Below are 18332 nucleotides of genomic sequence, written 5' to 3' on the forward strand. Positions count from 1 at the left end.
TTAGAATTTTCGTTCAATCACATAATCAAGCATTTGATTTAGTGAATTTTTCGCATCTGAATCTGGAAATTCTTGCAGTAAATCTTTTGCTTTTTGTTGATAATCCTTCATAATCATGACCGCATAACTAAGTCCACCCGAATCTTTCACGAACTGAATGAGTTCTTTTACTCGCTTGGGATTGTTGTTGTGTCTTCGGATGGTATCTAAGTAATACTTGCGATTGGCAGAACTCGCCTCACGCAAAGTGTAAATAAGAGGGAGCGTCATTTTCTTTTCCTTAATGTCAATTCCCACAGGCTTTCCAATCAGGTTGGAACTCAGGTAGTCAAACAAATCGTCTTTGATTTGAAAAGCCATCCCGGTAAACGTACCAAAATCTTTAAATTTCTTGGCTGTCTGTTCATCCGCTCCTACGGAGAGAACGCCAATCTCGCAGCAAGCGGCTATTAGAGTGGCCGTTTTCTGGCGAATAATTTCGTAGTAAACGTCTTCAGTGATGTCAAGTTTGCGCGCTTTTTCTAATTGCAAAAGCTCGCCCTCACTCATTTCTCGAATGGTTCTTGAAATGACATTTAGCAAATCGTATTCCTTGTTGTCGGTAGAAAGCAAGACCGATTTGGCCAGTAGATAATCTCCTACGAGCACTGCGATTTTGTTTTTCCATAACGCATTGATGGAAAAGAAGTTTCTTCTTTTGAAACTCTCGTCCACGACGTCGTCGTGCACCAAGGTAGCGGTGTGGATAAGCTCAATCATAGAGGCCCCTCGGAAGGTCTTCTCGGAAACCTCTCCCATGAGTTTTGCACAAAGAAAGACAAACATGGGACGCATTTGTTTTCCTTTGGTCGTGACAATGAATCGGGTCACCTTATCTAGTAGGGGGACATTGCTTTGCATGGACTGGTAAAACTTTTGTTCGAAAAGTTTCATTTCCTGCGCAATGGGCTTTTTAATTTCTTCTACAGTATTCGACACAAATAGGAGGTGATAAAAGGGTAATACGAATGAACAAATATAGGGTTTTCCGAGCGTTCGAGAAACTTATTTCAATTTTTCTAAAGGGAAGGAATACAGCGCGGGCGCTGCATGGAGGAATCGGAAGCGAAATTCTTCTCCAGAAAGGTAGACTCTGCCCTGATGGACTGCAATCGATTCGATTTGCCCAATGCTAGAACTAAGCCCTAGGAAGTACTTTTTAGGGAGGTGGGAAAAGAATTTACCATCCGAATCTCTTTTGAATACACTTAGGAAAACTTCCATTTTCTTTGTGTACCCCACGAGATAAAGCGTGCCTTTATCATAGGCCGCATCGGTCGCCATAAATCCTAAATCAAACGTTTCGATAAGCTTTGCGGGAACCTTTGAAGAAGTTTCGTATGGATCTACTAGATAATGAGAGACCTGTAAAGAGCGCCACTGTTTTGTTAAGACATGAAGCCCACTGTCTAGAACGAAAAGGGATTCCACGTCAAAATCATGGTCGTGCAATTGGGCTCCTGTTTTTGGCTGCTCTGGAAAATAGAATCCGATTTCTTTTTGCAGCTCAAAAGTAGTAGCGTCCAGCTTCACGATTTTTAAGTTCTTTCTTGTTCCTGCATTGTTTCCAAAATCCCCAATATAAAGGTTTAAGGAATCCGATGCAAGAGCTTCCCAGTCCTCGTTGGGAAAAGAAAGAGAATGCGTTTTTAGAATTTTTCCGCTCTTAGGATCGAGTTCAAACAATTCAGAAGAATTGCCACCGTCGTTTAAAGTATAGAGCGTACCACGATGAAAATGGAGGCTTGAATTTTCTTTTATTTTTGAATCTAAGGTAGCGACTCTGTACTTTTTGATTTTAAACCAATCGTAGGAATTCTGCGCCTTGGGAAAGGACAAAAAGAAGACCGAGGCAAAAAGCAAATAGAATTTCATAAAAGATAGATTTTAAAAACCGGATTTACGAACTACTGTCAAAGATCTAACCCAAGTAAGCTACTCCGCTGATTTGTTGGCAAGCTGCCCACAAGCTGCGTCAATGTCTCCTCCTCTACTTTTTCTAACCATGACCGTGACCCCCGCTTTGGTTAGTTCGGATACGTAACGCTCCTCTGCCGCAATGCTTCGATGATCAAATTTTCCTTCTCCAATGGGATTGTACTGAATTAGATTTACTTTGGAAGGAACTTGTTTCGCGAATCGAATGAGCGCCTTAATGTCCTTGTCTGAATCGTTAATGCCTTTCCAAACGCAATATTCAAAGGTAATTACAGAGCCTGTTTTTTGATACCAATACTGTAGAGAGTCCATAATGTCGGTAAGAGGAAACTTCTGAGAAAACGGCATAATGTCGTTTCTCGTTTCTTCAATGGCAGAGTGAAGAGAAAGAGCAAGTTTTACCTTGATTTCTTCGTCCGCAAGCATTTTAATCATCTTGGGAATGCCCGAAGTAGAGACCGTGATGCGTCGAGGCGACATTCCAAGCCCTTCCGGTGTCGTGATTTTGCGAATGGCTTCCACCACATTCTTATAGTTCATCATGGGCTCGCCCATTCCCATAAACACGATGTTGCTTAGGGGTCGTTGATAGTACAGTCTACTTTGTCGATCGATTAGGGCGACTTGGTCCACAATCTCTGCCACTTCTAAATTACGCATGCGCTTAAGCTTCGCCGTAGCACAAAATTCACAGTTAAGTGAGCATCCCACTTGGGACGATACGCAGGCCGTCGTTCTAGTGGAGGTAGGGATAAGCACACTTTCTACAAGGAGTCCATCGTGCAATTTCACACCGTTTTTAATCGTTCCGTCCTCGGATTTTTGAAGCAAATCCACGGCGATCGGATTAATAGTAAATTCTTTCGTAAGCGATTCTCGAAGTTCCTTCGATAGATTCGTCATCTCCTCAATGGAATGCAGGTTCTTACTCCAAAGCCAATCGTAAACTTGTTTGGCTCGGAAAGGTTTTTCCCCGAGGGTGAGAAAATGAGCTTTTAACTCTTCAAGACTTAAGGTGCGAATATCTTTCAAACGGTATGCTTATTAAAGTTTGCAAAGATACGAAATTTTAAGCCATTTTATTTTACGTGCTCTTAGTGAAGCAGTTGCCTATAAGGAGCAATGGGTTTTTGAATTAAAAAGGACCGCTTTTTACTATCGAAAAGGAGATAGAAATCGCTGCAAACCGGAAATAAAAAAACGCCACTTTAAAAAAGTGACGTTTTGTAAAATAGAAACTCCTAAATTAAAGGATAAGCATTGCATCTCCGTAGGAGTAGAATTTGTATTTTTCTTCAATGGCTTCCGCGTACGCTCTCATGATGAAATCTTTGTTTGCAAACGCTGCAATCATCATAAGTAAAGTGGATTTCGGCGTATGGAAATTCGTAATCATCGCATTGGCCACTCCAAAATCATGTGGAGGATAAATGAACTTATTGGTCCATCCGTGGTAAGGTCCAATTTTACGGTTGGAAGAAACGGAGGTTTCTAGAGCTCTCATCGTCGTAGTACCTACTGCGCAAACTCTTCTTCCCTCTTCTACCGCTTTGTTAATGATGTCGGCATTCTTCTGGTCGATAATCGCTTCTTCACTTTCCATTTTGTGCTTAGATAAGTCTTCTACCTCAATCGGGTTAAAAGTTCCAAGTCCAATGTGAAGGGTGATTTCTGCAAAATCGATTCCTTTGATTTCCAATCTTTTCATTAGGTGTCTAGAGAAGTGAAGTCCTGCAGTCGGCGCCGCTACAGCTCCTTCTTCTTTTGCATAAATCGTTTGGTAACGTTCTGCATCTTCTTTCTCTACCTCTCTTTTGATGTATTTTGGAAGTGGGGTTTCCCCTAGTTCTTTAAGTTTGGTTCTGAATTCCTCGTAACTGCCGTCGTAAAGGAAACGTAAGGTACGTCCTCTTGAGGTGGTGTTGTCGATTACTTCAGCCACAAGACCTTCGTCTTCTGTGAAAAACAATTTGTTTCCGATACGAATCTTACGAGCTGGATCCACAAGTACATCCCATACTCTTGTTTCTTTGTCAAGTTCTCTTAAAAGAAAAACTTCAATTTTCGCTCCGGTCTTTTCTTTATTTCCGTAAAGTCTTGCCGGGAATACTTTGGTATTGTTGAAGATGAAAAGGTCCTTTTCATCAAAATAGTCAATGACATCTTTGAAAAGCTTATGTTCAATGGTTTCCGTTTTACGGTCCAAAACCATCAGTCTAGCCTCGTCTCTGTGTTCGCTTGGATGTTCTGCCAAAAGCTCCTCTGGCAAATCAAAATTAAAGTGGGATGTTTTCATTTTTTAAATTACGGTTTAAAAATTAGAGTGCAAAGATACGCTATTTGAGAGGCAAAGTCAAGTAAAGCCTAAAAGTGCCCTGCGAGAAAAACAAAACCTTCCAAGAAAGATCCTGGAAGGTTTTGTTCTACTGCTTAACGCTCTGACTAAAGCGTCTCTTTTAGCCATTCAAAGAATTCCCTTTGCCACACGAGACCGTTGTGGGGATTTAACACCCAGTGGTTTTCATTTGGAAAGTAAAGGAATTTTGATTTTAGCCCTTTTAACTGAGCCGCTTGGAAAGCTTCTTGCCCCTGTTCGTAAGGAACACGGTAGTCAATGCCTCCTTGAATAATCATAATAGGTTTGTTCCATTTTTGAACATGATTCATGGGATTAAAGTCCGTGAAAGCTTTAGGGGTTGGCGATTCGGTCGGTTTTCCAATGTCCCAGTTTGCGAACCATAGCTCCTCTGTGGTTAAATACCATGAATTCATATCAAAAAGACCATCGTGCGCGATGAAGGTTTTGAATCTATTTTCATGAATCCCCGCAAGCATAAAGACGCTATATCCTCCGTAGCTCGCTCCTACCGCTCCCATTCGTTCGCTATCCACGTACGGTAAATCAAGCGCATAATCGGTTGCCGAAAGATAGTCCTGCATCACTTGTCCTCCCCAGTCTCTAGAGATGGCTTCGTTCCACTCCGTACCCCATCCTGGCATTCCCCGACGGTTTGGAGCCACGACGATGTATCCCTGTGCGGCCATAAGTCCTAGATTCCATCTTGTACTAAAGAACTGAGTTAATGCAGACTGAGGTCCTCCTTGACAGTAAAGAAGGGTTGGGTATTTTTTACTCGGATCAAAATTCGGTGGATACACCATCCATACACCCATCTCTTTTCCGTCCGTGGTTTTCACTATTTTTAGTTCGGTTTTAGCCGGCTTCAAGTTCGCGTACGTCTCCGCGTTTACAGAAGTGACTGGACTAAACTTTCCATTCTTTACATTCACCAAATATAGATCGGCACTGTGGTTCATGTCTGCTCTAGACACCAGGAGCTCGTCTTTAGTTTGAAGGAAAATTTCATTTACGTCAAAGTCTCCTTTGGTAAGCTGCTTCACCGTCGTTTTTCCTTTTCCCTCTACTCCCACTGAAAACAGTTGTTTTGTCGCTTTGAAAGCGGCGGTAAAATAAAGAGATTTCGAATCTTTGGACCAGAATACATCTCCACTTACGCTCTCGTCCCAAGACTCGGTTAGGTTTTTCTTTTCGCCCGTCTTAAGATTTAAAATTACGATGTCATTTTTATCCGCCTCATAGCCTTCTCGTTTCATGGATTGCCAACTTAAATACTGGCCGTCTGGAGAGAATTTTGGATTCAAATCGTACCCCATCATTCCCTGGGTTAAATTCGTCGTGGTTTTGCTTACTAAATCGTAGAAATAAAGATCCGTATTGGTCGATTGTGCATACTCTTTTCCGCTTAACGCTTTGGTGACATAAAGAAGTTTTGAGGAATCAGGACTCCAAACAAAATCTTCTGCTCCCCCGAAAGGACGTTGAGGTGAATCCCAAGGTTTTCCTTCGAGAAGATCGACCGCTTTTTCTTTTTTGTCTGAGACGTTTACGACAAACACGTGGTTGTATTTCCCTTCACTAAAGTAATCCCAGTGGCGGTGATTTAAATCCGTGTAAATATGCGCCGTGGATTTGGGCGTGTCTTTGTATTTTTCTTTTCCTAGAACGGTTTCTATCGTCACTTCTTTACTAAAGGCTACTTTCTTTCCGTCCGGAGAGATTCGTACATTGCTTGCGTCCCCTACAGTAAAGAACTCCGTCCAAGTTTTACCGGAATCTTTGGATATAAAAAGGATTTTTCCTTCCTGCGCATACAGTCCATTTTTGTCCCATTGCACTAGTGATTTTTTTCCTAAATCTAGTTCGGAAGCCATTTTGCTTCCGATTGAAAGCAAATAGTTTTTGCTGTTTGACTTTTCGCTTTTAAGATCCGTTTGGCTAACTTTATAGATCAGGGTCGTTTGGTCGGGAGAAACCGCCGAAACGCCCAGTCGGTTTAGAGTCCAGAGGATTTCTGGAGTCATGACATTTTGTGCATTCATTAAGAAAGGGGCTGCGAGAGCCATAACAGTATGTTTTAATTTCATACAGTTTTTTTTATTTGGGGTTAATATATTTTTCTAAATCACTTGCGACTGCAACCGGGTCGCTAGGGCTGACTACATAGACTTTCCCTCTTTTGGTCACAATGCAAAGCGCCTTTTGTCGATTCGTAACATACCACACTTCCCCTTTGTTAAAATAACCAAAATAGCCAAAGAGTCCGCCTATACCGAAGAGTCTTAAATAGAGTCCTTTGTAGGCTTTCGCTTCTACAGATTTGATTTCTTTTAAAGGAATTTTAATGCAATGGAGTTTGGTCTGGATTTCAAAATGACTTTCCGACTTCCCAATAGAAGGAATTAGAAGCCAAGATACAGTGAGAGCAAGAAGCAAAAAAAGACCCATGAACATTCCTGAGGTTCTTGCCTCGGGGTTTGGGCTGTAGGCCCAAAAACCAAGCGCGACAAGAATCGCTAAAATGAAAATTCCTGTGACTATTTTTGAAAAGAGATCAGGATTTGCACCAGGGTATGATTTCATAGGGATGCTTAAAAGGTTAGTCTTTGTTTACGACGCCTCCTATGACGGAAGTGATGATGGAGAGTAAAATACTGAAGATAAAGGCCCATCCAAAGCCGTCCACCGTCATACCGTCTACAAAGTAATCCACAATCATAATGACCAGAGCATTTATCATCAAAGCAAAAAGCCCTAGGGTAAGCACAGTCAAAGGAAAGCCTAAAATTTGCATGATGGGCTTAAAAATGAGATTCACAATTCCTAAGACCACGGCAAAGATAATCGCCGTCCAAAAATTTTCAATTTGAACCCCACTAAGGATCAATTGTAGTACGTAGGCCGATACGGCTGTAATTAAAAGTCTTACTAGTAAATTCATAGGATAATTTTTATCAAATCTACTACTTTATTTCTTTTTATGCAATGCGCCGAGTCTCGCAAAAGGGCGCAAAAGAGCCTAAAGCAAAGGGGAAATTAAACTCATCGTACTTTCCAAAAGTTGAATGTGCTTTCCTCTTGTAAGCCATCGTTCTTTGTCTATACGTTCTGAATTTTGCAAATCCATTTCAAAATCATTCCGTAGTTCTTGGGCCGTTGCGTGGTCGTAGACCACCGCGTTTACTTCGAAATTTAAATCAAAACTACGAATGTCCATATTGGCCGTGCCCACGATCGCTAAAAAGCTATCCACGACCATGGTTTTCGCATGCACGAAACCTTTGGTATAAAGATAGATTTCGACTCCCGCTTTGAGTAGTTGTGTATAATAAGAACGGGAAGCTAATTTCACAATTTTCGAATCTGAGTTTTTGGGCACAAGAAGTTTAATTTTTATTCCGCTGTGCGATGCAATGATAAGTGCATTTAATAAACTTTCATCTGGGATGAAATAAGGGCTTGTAATTAAAATCTCCTTTTGCGCTAAATTAATGGCCTGCAAAATGGAGAACAAAATGGTGGGGGTCGGAGAATCCGGCCCACTCGAAGCAATTTGTACTACCTTATTTTCTTTGGTAGCATGCTGCTGTGGACTAGGGAAGAAATCATTTGTGGGTTCAAGGGACTGCTCTGCACAAAAATTCCAGTCACATAAAAAAAGAAATTGCAGATAAAAGACCCCCGGTCCCTCGATTTTAAGATGAGTATCGCGCCAGTATATGTTTTCGGGAGTTTCTTTTGTGTTAATATAATTGTCGCTAATGTTAATTCCCCCTACAAACCCCACTTTTCCATCGATCAAAATGATTTTTCTGTGGTTTCTATAATTGATTCTATTGGCCAGGGCAATAAAGTGAATTTTCAAGAACGGATGTGCCTCTACTCCTCCCTCGCTAAGTCTTTCCATAAGTTTCTTACACCCCCGAGAGCTTCCAAAATCATCGTATATCACACGAACTTTTACCCCCTCTTTTGCTTTTTGAATTAAGATGTCGCCAATTTGATTTCCAATCTCATCGTCGTTATAGATATAATACTCTAAGTGGATATGGTTTTTTGCGTTCTTTAAGGCTTTAATCACTTCGGGGAACTTCTCTTCCCCGTTGCGAAGAATCTTCACGTCGTTTCCGGAGGTTAAGGGACTTAATAAATCATGCATAAGCATATAGGAAAGTTCTCTCGATTGCGACAACTTAGAATCCCGTCCCAAATAGGTTTCTTTGGAATATTCAAAAAGTTTGGTACGAAGCTCTATGGACAATTTCTCATCTTTAAAGAGTTTTTTCTTGTACATGTGTCGATGTCGGTAATTAATACCAAACAAGAAATAAAAACCCATTCCGATTACGGGAACAAAGATTGTAAATAAAACGTAGGCAAGGGATTTGGTGGCATTCTTGGTGTCAAGGATAATGCGGAAGCACACCAAAGTCACAAGGATACCGTAAAGGATTTCAAGAATTAGAAGTAGACTCATTAAATTTTAAATTCTGGGGATAAGAAGTAGAATATCCTATGTAAATCTACAAAAATTCTTGGGGCATAGATGAGAAATTCTCTAATTTCCCACTTGAGGATCCGTTGAACTCGAGTAAATAGTATCGACTAAAATTACAATGGAGCCATTTTTGTATCCCATGGCCTAGTCAAACTATAATTTCAAAACAGAGTTTCCCTGGTTAACACCACTCCACTTTTGAAATTAAACTAAATGTATTTTTATGAAATCAATTCTAAAAACAGTTCTTGTCCTTGTTCTTTGTTTCACCCTTACGTCCTGCATAGTAAGTACGGCCGTAGGAGTCGTGAAAACCGCAGCCAAGGTAGGTTATAAAGTGGTGAAAGGAACCGTAAACGGCGTTAGTTGGGCCGTTAAAAAAGCACAAGGAAAAATTGACGAGGACCGATTGGACGGAAAATGGAAAATTGTAGGGCTTTATAACGGAAGCTATGATACGTTTGCGTCGGATGAGAACCCTGACAATACGTATAAGAATTCTTGCATCGGAAGTGAAGAGATTTTTGAATTTAAGACCAAAAGAAGCAAGTTTAAACCTGCTCATTGCAAATCTCAGGACGAGGAGTGGGTTTCTTACAAGTATAAGTATGGGAAGAATCCCCAATCCAGCGAGAAAGAAAACTACATTGAGTACAACTCTAGAAACTACATTTCGGTCATTGATGTGACAAACAAAACCCTGGTTCTTGAAGGAACCTTAAACTTAGGCGATTCCTTTGGAGGCAAACAATTAATTATGCTTGAAAAAACCAAATAAGAACAAAGTAGTGGTAAATGAAATTTCGCATAAAAACTTCATTTTTCTAGCAAAAATTACAGATTTTTCAATGAATAATTTTTATCTTTACAACTCTAAGGCATTCATTCAGAATGCCTTCTGTGTTCAAGCTTTTAATCACTGAGAATCACACTATGGAGCTAGCAAAATTTCATCACGGAAGAAATGTAAAGCGTTTTAGAGAAATGTTAGGAATCAAGCAGGAGTCCCTCGCTTTTGATTTGGGGGAAGAATGGAATCAACAGAAAATATCCATTTTGGAACAGAAAGCAGAGATTGACAAATCCCTTTTGGAAGCCATTGCAAAAGCTCTGAAAATTCCGGTCGAAGCTATTGAGAATTTTGACGAGAAAAAGACAGTAAGTGTACTGACGAGCACCCTCCATGAGGATCCTTGGATTGGCATTAATCAAGATAAGCACAATCCAGTGGATATTCTCTTTGAGGCTCTTGACGAAATCAAAAAATTATACACAGAAGTAATTGAATCGAAAAATGCTCAAATTAAAGTGCTTGAACGACTACTCAATAAATAGAAAAAGTAAAAACCTAAACTGAATCCAGTTTAGGTTTTTGGTATCAAATAGAAGAGCGAGAATTTCATGAAGAGTTCTTCTTCTTTCTATCCTTAGCTCAGTGAATATCACTTAAATTTTTGTTTTGCAAATTTCAATGCATGCAAGAGCGTTACTTTGGAATCCCTACTTGCTGCAGGCACCACTTCATTTTTTGATAGGTTCTTTGAATATCGTGATCCAGTCCGATCGACATACGAATAAGACCATCGGAGAGTCCCATTTCTTTACGTTCCGCTTCTGGAATTTCGGAAGAAGTCGAACTTCCAGAACAAGAAAATAGCGTTTTATAAAAACCAAGGCTCACGGCTAAATAGCCTAAGTTTTCCTTTTGCATAAGTTCCATGAGTTCATTGGCTTTCTCCGTGGTTTTTACATCAAGAGTTAAAAGTCCACCAAAGCCATATTCTTTATTCATCATGCTTTTGAATAACTCATGCTGCTTGTGACTTTTAAGACCTGGATATTTTACAGTTAATCCGTCATTTTCAAATTGCTCTGCTAAATACAGGGCATTTTCACTATGCTTTTTAATGCGGATGTGAAGCGTTCGTAAGTTCTTTAAGATACTCGCGGCTCGTAAACTATCGAGCGTGGGTCCAAGGAGCATGCAAGCGCCTGTATTCACGTCTTTCAACTCGTTCACGAAACTACTAGGTGCGCATACGACGCCGGCAACTGCATCGCTACTTCCATTAATGAATTTAGTCAAACTATGAATTGTAATGTCCGTACCTAGTTTCTGTGGAGAAATGGAAAGCGGAGAAAACGTGTTGTCTACCACTAGCTTTAGATTATGCTTTTGAGCTAATGCTCCTAATTTCTTCAAATCGGCCACTTCTAAGAGTGGATTGCTCACGGTTTCACAAAAAAGAACTTTTGTGTTCTCTGTGATGGCCGCTTCTAACCCTTCTAAGTCAGTAATGTCAACAAAAGCAGTGTTGATGTTATAGCTTGGAAGGAAGTTCTTCATAAAGGCATAAGTTCCTCCATAAATGGTTCGACTCGACACAATGTGATCTCCTGCTTTGCACAATTGAAGCAAAGTAGATGTGATTGCTCCCATTCCTGAGGCCGTTACATTTGCACTTTCTGTTCCTTCCATTTGGGCAAGGGCCTCACTTAAATAGAGATTGCTCGGTGTGGAGTGTCTAGAATACAAATAGCATCCGTCTGTATTTCCTTCAAAAGTATCGAACATGGTTTTTGCAGAAAGAAACGTGTAGGTTGAACTATCCGAGATTGAAGGGTTTACGCCTCCAAATTCTCCAAAGTACTGCAAATCCTGAATTTTGTTTGCGGGCTCAAAGTTTTCCATAATATAAATTTTCAATTTTATAAATGTGCAAATAGTGCAACTATAAAACAATTGAATTTACTTAGCATAGATTTTGAATCTATAAAATCAAATAGTTAATGAAAATAATTTTAAATTTGACGAAGGATAAAAAAATAACCGAAAATAATTCATTTTAATGCTAGACGAAAAAGACAAAAGATTGCTAATCTTACTTCAAAACGACTCCAAGAAAACCACAAAACAACTCGCGACCGAGCTTAATTTGTCCGTGACCGCAGTTTTTGAACGGATAAAGAAATTAGAAAAAAAGCAAATTATCAAAAAGTATGTGGCACTTCTTGACGCGGAAAAAGTGCAGAAAAGCTTTATCGTCATTTGCCATGTTAAACTAGTGCAGCACAAGAAAGAGTACATCACTCAATTTGAAAACGAAATCACCCAGTTCCCCGAAGTACTGGAATGTTTTCATGTCGCAGGGGATTACGACTACATCCTAAAGATTTGCGTACGTGACATCCAAGAATACAGAGAGTTTATGGTGAGCAAACTTACCAACCTCCAGCATATTGCTAGTACCCAAAGTTCTTTCATGATTAAAGAAGTGAAAAACTCCACAGTGATTCAGCCCTAGGGGTCTTATGTCGCGGTTAAGGACTTGAACCCTTTTTGATTTCCAATTCTGGGATAGATTCGCAAAAAAAAAGCCTTGGCCGTAGCCAAAGCTTTTTCTGAATTAAGTCCTCAGCCCTGAGGTTAGTCCGATCGTCTCTTGATCACAAGATTAATCGGCTTTAATGGTTAGGGTTCCACCCTGGGTAAATAAATCGTGGGAGACATAATAAGAATCTTGTTTTTTCTTATTAACCTTAATTTCTTTTAAATCTCGCCCTTGACCTGTTTTCTCAATCACGATGGTTTTGCCGTTATCCAGTTTCCATTCGCTTTTTTCAAAAAGAGGAACAGAAACGATATACTCGGGATCAGCTGGACTTAGTGGGTAAAGGCCTAAGGCTGTGAAGACGTACCAAGAAGACATTTCTCCCGCATCGTCCATACCGCTCATGGCAAGTCCTTCAGGCCCAATTCCGTACATCGTGTCCATGATTTGATCAAGTCTCTGCTGCGATTTCTCCGGTTTCCCAACAAAGTAATAGCTAAAAGGCGCTTCGTGGCCCGGTTGGTTTCCGTGGCAATACTGGCCAATGAATCCGGAAATATTCCAAGCGATGTAGTCTTTATTCCAAGGGATGGTAAAGAGCGAATCGAGTTTCGTTTCAAAGGCCTGGTTCCCGCCGTAGAGCTTTACTAGATTAGGCATGTCGTGAGGGGCAAAAAATGACATGTTCCAAGCGTTCGCTTCTCGGTACATATATTCGTAGTAAGGGTACTCGGGATTAAACGGAGTGATCCAACGGCCATCGTCCAGTCGTCCTCTCATGAAATTGGTTTGTTTATCAAAGACGTTTTCATAATTCTTTGAACGTTTCATAAGGTCGTTATAATGCGGCAGATCGTTCATTTCTTTAGCCAAAAGAGCTAAAGAATAGTCGTCGTAGGCAAACTCAAGCGTTTTACTTACTCCTGCTTTTCCTTTGGATTCGACATGTGGGCTTTTCAAATCGGGATCTGAAATGTACCCTTTTTCAATGTATTCCTTTAAAAAAGGTCGAGTACCACCCTCTTTATAGGCATTGTTGAGTAAGTATTCATACCCCTTTTTAACATCAAAATTACGGATGCCTCGCAGGTAGGAACCGGTAATAAATGGCGCCGCATGGTCCCCATGAAAGAAGGTCGGAATGAATCCGGTTTTGGTCCCGCGGTCAATTAAAGACGAAATGACATCCCCGGTTAACTCGGGTGAAATCATCCCTAGTAGAACTAGCTTATTGCGGTAATCGTCCCAAAGGGAAGGGATTTCGTAGTATTTGTAGCTCTCGGTTCGGATGCGGCCTTGATCGTCTAAGAATTCGCCGTTGCTGTCACTTCGAAGAACCGGCCACAAGAACGAACGATAAAGACTAGAATAGAACATTTCTTTTTGCTGGTTCGTGCCTCCTTGAATTTTGATTTTTCCAAGTAGCGTTTCCCACTGATCCGATCCTTCCTTTTTGATTTGATCAAACGTTTTATTTCCGATTTCTTTTTGCACGTTCTGCTTTGCGTTGGTTTCGCTCACAAACGAGAGTCCTATTTTCACCACCACTGGAGACGTCCCGTCTTTGAGACTCAATAAGGCATAGCCTTTACTTTTCTGGCTGTTGGTTTCGCTTATTTCTTTTATTTCTTCACTAAGTTCCGCATAGAAATACACCTTTTCATGTCCCGTTCTCTGGAAACCGCTCACAGCAAATTTTCCTTGGGGATTTAATTTCCAGTCGTCTACGTGGTTATTAGCTTGTCCTAAATCGAAAAGCACTTGGCGGTTTGCGTTATTTTCAAAGGTATACTCATGAATTCCTGCGCGAAGCGTAGAGGTGAGCCTCACATTCACCTTATAGTCTTTTAGATAGACTTGATAATAAGCGGGTGAAGCTTCTTCTTGGTCGTGGCCGAAGGCGGATTTATAAGGGTATGTGGCTCCCTTAGGAACCGGCATCAACGGGATGTGGCAAAGGTTCCAATGCCCCTTGTTGGTATGGGTGAAGCCTAGAATGTCTGGATTCTCGTACTCGTAACCGGCTCCCGAGGTGTATCGGGTCATGGGACTTAATTGCACCATTGAATTGGGCAAGGAAGATCCTGGAAATACCAATCCAGCCCAAACGCGCATGTCGGCCGGTGGCTTGTACCCAATGATGGCCTCATCAAGTAGGGGGGCGGTTCCAATAAATGGATTCACCCAAGAGGTCAGTTTTTTTTCTTTTAAAACGGGTGCCTCTTTCTTTTGCGCGGGGCTGAAGCCCAGCAAACTAAAGGTCAAAATACCCGAAAGGAAATAGCTTGTTTGTTTCCACATAACAGTAGTTTTTTTTTGTTTTGCCCTGGATCTTCGCCCGGGAAAACAGGATTTCAGAAGACAAATAAAAGGTTCCTTTGGTTGCACAAAGGGACCCAATTAAGTGAATAAATTAAGTAAGAAGATGGGGCCTGTGTTTGTAGGTCTCCCATAAAAGTTCGCCAAAAAGCGTGTTCGTCCAAGCAAACCAAGATCGAGTAAAGTTCTTGGGATCGTCCTTATGGAAGGATTCGTGCATGAAGCCCGTGTCACCATGGGTGGCTTTAAGGCTTTGTATGCAAGCCTTAATTTCGTTCTCATCGCTCGTGGTGAAGGCTCGCATGATTATGGCCATAGGCCAAATCATGTCCATGCCTATGTGCGGTCCGCCAATTCCTTCAGCCGCTTTCCCTTTGAAAAAGAAGGGATTGTCTAAAGAGAGGATGAGTTTACGGGTATTTTGGTACACGGGGTCCTTTGCGTCGATCGCCCCTAAATACGGAAGAGCCAAAAGACTTGGAACGTTTGCGTCATCCATTATGACTTGTCCTCCATAACCGTCCACTTCAAAGGCATAAACTTGGCCGTATTTTTTGTGTGTCACCACTGCGTGTTCTTTGAGGGCTTGAGAAACTTCTTGAGCCAATGCTTCCATCTCGGCCGAAGTGGTGGTATCGTGATGAAGCGCACGTAGCATTTCGGCCGCTTGCTTTAAACTTTCAACCGCAAAGAAGTTCGAGGGCACTAAAAAGGAGAACACGGAAGAATCGTCACTCGGTCTAAAAGCCGAAGCGATAAGCCCTACCGGTTTTACCGGATACCCAAACCCTTTAAGTGAACGGGTATCGGTGCCGTTAGGCGTGTTTCTTTGGAACGAGTACGGACCGTACCCATTTTTACACTGCTGCTCTTTGAAAACTTGTAAAATCGCTTTCATCGCCTGTACCCACGAGGCATCAAATGGCGCTTTATCGGCGGTTTCTTTCCAGTAGTGATAGCCTAAACGAATAGGGTAACATAGAGAGTCTACTTCAAATTTGCGTTCGTGCACCCCAGGAAGCATTTTGGTGTGGTCGCTTGCCCACTCTCCCGTTTTGTTGGGATCATCGTAGAAAGCGTTGGCATACGGGTCTTTTAAAATCTGCTCGGTTTGTCGATTGACCACCCCAGCAATTAGGTCTTTTAGTTTTTTGTCTTTTTTTACAAAAGCGAGATAAGGAAAGACTTGAGCTGAACTGTCTCTAAGCCACATCGCGTCAATATCTCCGGTGATTACGTAGGTATCAGGACGGCCTGCTTTTTCTTTATAGGTCACCGTGGTATCCAACGTGTTTGGGAAACAATTGTTGAAAAGCCAAACCAGTTCTTTATCTTTCACATTTTTCGAAAACTCTTTAATGACGTCTTCCACCACTCCACTGGTAAAGTGGCGTGCGCTAACAGGCACCCTTACCGTGGGAAAATTGGAATTAAACGAAGGGCTTGAGCCAAAGAGCTGGGTAGGGTTCACCATCAGAAGGCCTCCGGCCAAGGCTGATTTTTGTAAAAATTCTTTTCTGTTCATACTAAGTAGATTATGCTTTAATATTATTTTTCATTGGAAAGCGAATATGGAAGGTCTGAGGCGCGAATCTTTCGTGTCGTGTTCGGCCGCTCACTCATCTTAAATTCAATCTTCGCTCCTTTCATCAGTTCCTTGTTGCTTAGGTAGAGTTTGGTGTAGGGTTTTCCATTCACTTTCATGGATTCTACGTAGCGGCTTTTGGCACTGTTTTCCGGCGCTGCAATCCGAACGGTTTTTCCATTTTCTAGCGAGAGCGTTATGTTCTTAAATAAGGGGGCACCCAGGGTATACTCATCGCTGGCTGGGGTGACGGGATAAAAGCCCATTGCAGAGAACACGTACCAAGCGGAGGTCTGACCGTTGTCTTCATCCCCACAGTATCCGTCCGGATGCGGACTATAAAGTCGATCCATGGTTTCTCTCACCCAATACTGCGTTTTCCAGGGCTCTGCACCGTGGTTGTATAAGTAAATCATGTGCTGGATCGGTTGATTTCCGTGGGCGTACTGTCCCATGTTAGCCACCTGCATTTCACGCATTTCGTGAATGACATGCCCCTCGAAGTTGGTTCCAAAGGACGGCGGAAGAGTGAAGACCGAGTCCAATTTTTTAACGAAGTTCTCTCTTCCCCCCATGAGATCGATAAGCCCTTGGGTATCGTGAAACACGCTCCAGGTGTAATGCCATGAGTTCCCTTCTGTAAACCCTTCAAACCAAACAAACGGATCAAACGGCGTTTTAAAACTTCCGTCTGAATTCTTAGGACGCATGAGCCCCGTGGTGGGATCAAACAAATTTTTATAATTGAGACTGCGTTTTTTGTAAAGGTCAATTTCCGCCTGAGGGCGCTTTAATTTCTGTGCAAGTTTGTAAATAGAGAAATCATCGTAAGCATATTCTAAAGTCCGTGCTGCACTTTGATTCGTGATGTCGTGGGCTACGTAGCCAAGGGCATTGTATTCCTTCACGCCGGCTCGTCCGACGGCCGTCAGAGGACCTGCATTATTAGCACCATGAAGCAGTGCCTCGTAGAGGGTGCTAATGTCGTATTTGTGGGTGTCTCCAATCTTTAAATAAGCCTCAGAAACCACGGAGGCCGAGTTGTTCCCCACCATAATGTTTCTTAGGCCCGGACTGCCCCACTCGGGTAGCCAGCCGCTTTCTTTGTATGCGTTTGCAAGTCCCTCTTGAATTTGAGAGTTTAAAGTAGGGTACATTAAATTCAAGAAGGGGAAAAGCGCTCGAAATGTATCCCAGAATCCCGTATCGGTGAACATATAACCAGGAAGCACTTTTCCGTTGTAAGGGCTGTAGTGGAACACTTCTCCTTTTTCGTTATACTCGAAGAATTTTCTAGGAAAAAGCATGGAGCGGTATAGACAGCTGTAAAAGGTCGCCGTCTGTTCGTAAGAGCCGCCATCGACTGCAATCTTGCTAAGCTCTTTGTTCCAAAGCGCTCTACCGTCGCTTTTAATTTGATCAAAACTTCGATCTGCTGTTTCTTTTAAGTTGAGTTCTGCCTGTTCAAAACTGATAAAGGAGGAGGCCACTCGCGCTTGAACAACTTCTCCGTTATTCGTGTTAAAACTCACCACGGCGCCCGAATGGTCGGCTTTCATTTCGGCTGCTTTACCAAGCGTGTCCCCGTTAAAGGTGTGTAAATCGGTGAAAGGCTTGTCAAAGACAATGACAAAGAAATTCTTAAAATTCTGGGGAACGCCTCCGCTGTTTTTTGTGGTGTACCCTATTATCTTATTTTCTTGGGGAATCACTTTCACATACGAGCCTTTATCAAAGGCATCGACCACGACGTGCGCTTTTTCTCCTTTAGGAAAGGTAAACCGAAACATAGAGGCTCTTTCCGTAGGTGTGATCTCGGTGGTCATGTGGTAATCGGCCAGATACACTTTGTAGTAATACGGCGAGGCGGTTTCCGCCTTATGAGAAAACCAGCTTTGTCTCTCGTCTTCTTTAAACTTAATTTCTCCGGTGGTCGGCATTATGGAGAACTGACCGTAATCGTTCATCCAAGGTGAGGGTTGGTGCGTTTGCTTAAAGCCTCTAATCTTCGTAGCACTGTAGGTGTAGGCCCAGCCGTCACCCATTTTTCCCGTTTGAGGCATCCAGAAATTCATTCCCCAGGGTAAGGCAATGGCCGGATACACGTTCCCGTTACTCACTTCGTAATTGGAGTCCGTACCCATTAGGGTATTGACCCAATCCACGGGCTCTTTGTGGCTCTCCACCTGAATTTCCTGAGCGCTGAGACTGAGGAAAGACAGAAAACATAAACAAACTAAAATGCGATTCATAATCTTTTTT

15 protein-coding genes are annotated in these 18332 nt (G+C 42.0%); 3 read left to right on the forward strand and 12 right to left on the reverse strand.

Annotated elements, in window-relative coordinates; genetic code table 11:
- The 8 genes from ACX3PU_RS09770 to cls form a co-directional block, all read right to left on the reverse strand.
- On the reverse strand, nucleotides 1-978 hold the full coding sequence (locus tag ACX3PU_RS09770; protein WP_459084851.1) for a polyprenyl synthetase family protein: 978 nt from the start codon (nucleotides 976-978) through the stop codon (nucleotides 1-3).
- Between the two features lie 66 nt (nucleotides 979-1044).
- Nucleotides 1045-1914, reverse strand: a complete 870-nt coding sequence (locus ACX3PU_RS09775; RefSeq protein WP_459084852.1) for a YncE family protein — start codon at nucleotides 1912-1914, stop codon at nucleotides 1045-1047.
- Between the two features lie 60 nt (nucleotides 1915-1974).
- Nucleotides 1975-3009 carry a 23S rRNA (adenine(2503)-C(2))-methyltransferase RlmN gene (gene rlmN, locus ACX3PU_RS09780; RefSeq protein WP_459084853.1) on the reverse strand — a complete coding sequence of 345 codons (1035 nt, stop codon included), beginning with the start codon at nucleotides 3007-3009 and terminating at the stop codon, nucleotides 1975-1977.
- Nucleotides 3010-3223: 214 nt separating this feature from the next.
- On the reverse strand, nucleotides 3224-4273 hold the full coding sequence (queA, locus tag ACX3PU_RS09785) for a tRNA preQ1(34) S-adenosylmethionine ribosyltransferase-isomerase QueA (RefSeq protein WP_459084854.1): 1050 nt from the start codon (nucleotides 4271-4273) through the stop codon (nucleotides 3224-3226).
- A gap of 146 nt (nucleotides 4274-4419) precedes the next feature.
- Complete coding sequence (locus ACX3PU_RS09790; RefSeq protein ID WP_459084855.1) at nucleotides 4420-6423, reverse strand: S9 family peptidase; 2004 nt, start codon at nucleotides 6421-6423, stop codon at nucleotides 4420-4422.
- Nucleotides 6424-6433: 10 nt separating this feature from the next.
- A complete protein-coding gene (locus tag ACX3PU_RS09795) occupies nucleotides 6434-6919 on the reverse strand; it encodes a PH domain-containing protein (protein ID WP_459084856.1) in 486 nt (161 codons plus the stop codon).
- Between the two features lie 16 nt (nucleotides 6920-6935).
- On the reverse strand, nucleotides 6936-7277 hold the full coding sequence (locus ACX3PU_RS09800) for a phage holin family protein (protein WP_459084857.1): 342 nt from the start codon (nucleotides 7275-7277) through the stop codon (nucleotides 6936-6938).
- Between the two features lie 78 nt (nucleotides 7278-7355).
- Nucleotides 7356-8813 carry a cardiolipin synthase gene (gene cls, locus ACX3PU_RS09805; RefSeq protein ID WP_459084858.1) on the reverse strand — a complete coding sequence of 486 codons (1458 nt, stop codon included), beginning with the start codon at nucleotides 8811-8813 and terminating at the stop codon, nucleotides 7356-7358.
- Between the two features lie 244 nt (nucleotides 8814-9057).
- Here cls and ACX3PU_RS09810 point away from each other — a divergent pair, with 244 nt between their 5' ends.
- A complete protein-coding gene (locus ACX3PU_RS09810) occupies nucleotides 9058-9612 on the forward strand; it encodes a hypothetical protein (protein WP_459084859.1) in 555 nt (184 codons plus the stop codon).
- A gap of 155 nt (nucleotides 9613-9767) precedes the next feature.
- Complete coding sequence (locus tag ACX3PU_RS09815; RefSeq protein ID WP_459084860.1) at nucleotides 9768-10169, forward strand: helix-turn-helix domain-containing protein; 402 nt, start codon at nucleotides 9768-9770, stop codon at nucleotides 10167-10169.
- Between the two features lie 151 nt (nucleotides 10170-10320).
- Here ACX3PU_RS09815 and ACX3PU_RS09820 read toward each other — a convergent pair whose 3' ends face one another.
- Nucleotides 10321-11526, reverse strand: a complete 1206-nt coding sequence (locus ACX3PU_RS09820; protein ID WP_459084861.1) for an aminotransferase class I/II-fold pyridoxal phosphate-dependent enzyme — start codon at nucleotides 11524-11526, stop codon at nucleotides 10321-10323.
- Nucleotides 11527-11683: 157 nt separating this feature from the next.
- On the opposite strand from ACX3PU_RS09820, the gene ACX3PU_RS09825 reads away from it, so the two are divergent.
- Nucleotides 11684-12139 (forward strand): Lrp/AsnC family transcriptional regulator, encoded by a 456-nt coding sequence (locus ACX3PU_RS09825; protein WP_459084862.1) that lies wholly within the window; start codon nucleotides 11684-11686, stop codon nucleotides 12137-12139.
- Between the two features lie 150 nt (nucleotides 12140-12289).
- On the opposite strand, the gene ACX3PU_RS09830 is transcribed toward ACX3PU_RS09825, so the two are convergent.
- The 3 genes from ACX3PU_RS09830 to ACX3PU_RS09840 all read right to left on the reverse strand — a co-directional run bounded on the left by ACX3PU_RS09830 (nucleotide 12290) and on the right by ACX3PU_RS09840 (nucleotide 18322).
- Nucleotides 12290-14467: a GH92 family glycosyl hydrolase gene (locus ACX3PU_RS09830; protein ID WP_459084863.1), complete on the reverse strand. Its 2178-nt coding sequence runs from the start codon at nucleotides 14465-14467 to the stop codon at nucleotides 12290-12292.
- A gap of 112 nt (nucleotides 14468-14579) precedes the next feature.
- Nucleotides 14580-16010 carry a glycoside hydrolase family 125 protein gene (locus ACX3PU_RS09835; protein WP_459084864.1) on the reverse strand — a complete coding sequence of 477 codons (1431 nt, stop codon included), beginning with the start codon at nucleotides 16008-16010 and terminating at the stop codon, nucleotides 14580-14582.
- A gap of 23 nt (nucleotides 16011-16033) precedes the next feature.
- Nucleotides 16034-18322 carry a GH92 family glycosyl hydrolase gene (locus ACX3PU_RS09840; protein WP_459084865.1) on the reverse strand — a complete coding sequence of 763 codons (2289 nt, stop codon included), beginning with the start codon at nucleotides 18320-18322 and terminating at the stop codon, nucleotides 16034-16036.
- Between the last annotated feature and the right edge of the window lie 10 nt (nucleotides 18323-18332).

This window comes from Chryseobacterium sp. A301, assembly GCF_054489425.1.

Coding starts and splice junctions, on each gene's coding strand:
- ACX3PU_RS09775 (WP_459084852.1), bottom strand. CDS start 1,914: ATGAAATTCTATTTGCTTTTTGCCTCGGTCTTCTTTTTGTCCTTTCCC.
- queA (WP_459084854.1), bottom strand. CDS start 4,273: ATGAAAACATCCCACTTTAATTTTGATTTGCCAGAGGAGCTTTTGGCA.
- ACX3PU_RS09790 (WP_459084855.1), bottom strand. CDS start 6,423: ATGAAATTAAAACATACTGTTATGGCTCTCGCAGCCCCTTTCTTAATG.
- ACX3PU_RS09795 (WP_459084856.1), bottom strand. CDS start 6,919: ATGAAATCATACCCTGGTGCAAATCCTGATCTCTTTTCAAAAATAGTC.
- ACX3PU_RS09800 (WP_459084857.1), bottom strand. CDS start 7,277: ATGAATTTACTAGTAAGACTTTTAATTACAGCCGTATCGGCCTACGTA.
- cls (WP_459084858.1), bottom strand. CDS start 8,813: ATGAGTCTACTTCTAATTCTTGAAATCCTTTACGGTATCCTTGTGACT.
- ACX3PU_RS09810 (WP_459084859.1), top strand. CDS start 9,058: ATGAAATCAATTCTAAAAACAGTTCTTGTCCTTGTTCTTTGTTTCACC.
- ACX3PU_RS09815 (WP_459084860.1), top strand. CDS start 9,768: ATGGAGCTAGCAAAATTTCATCACGGAAGAAATGTAAAGCGTTTTAGA.
- ACX3PU_RS09820 (WP_459084861.1), bottom strand. CDS start 11,526: ATGGAAAACTTTGAGCCCGCAAACAAAATTCAGGATTTGCAGTACTTT.
- ACX3PU_RS09825 (WP_459084862.1), top strand. CDS start 11,684: ATGCTAGACGAAAAAGACAAAAGATTGCTAATCTTACTTCAAAACGAC.
- ACX3PU_RS09830 (WP_459084863.1), bottom strand. CDS start 14,467: ATGTGGAAACAAACAAGCTATTTCCTTTCGGGTATTTTGACCTTTAGT.
- ACX3PU_RS09835 (WP_459084864.1), bottom strand. CDS start 16,010: ATGAACAGAAAAGAATTTTTACAAAAATCAGCCTTGGCCGGAGGCCTT.
- ACX3PU_RS09840 (WP_459084865.1), bottom strand. CDS start 18,322: ATGAATCGCATTTTAGTTTGTTTATGTTTTCTGTCTTTCCTCAGTCTC.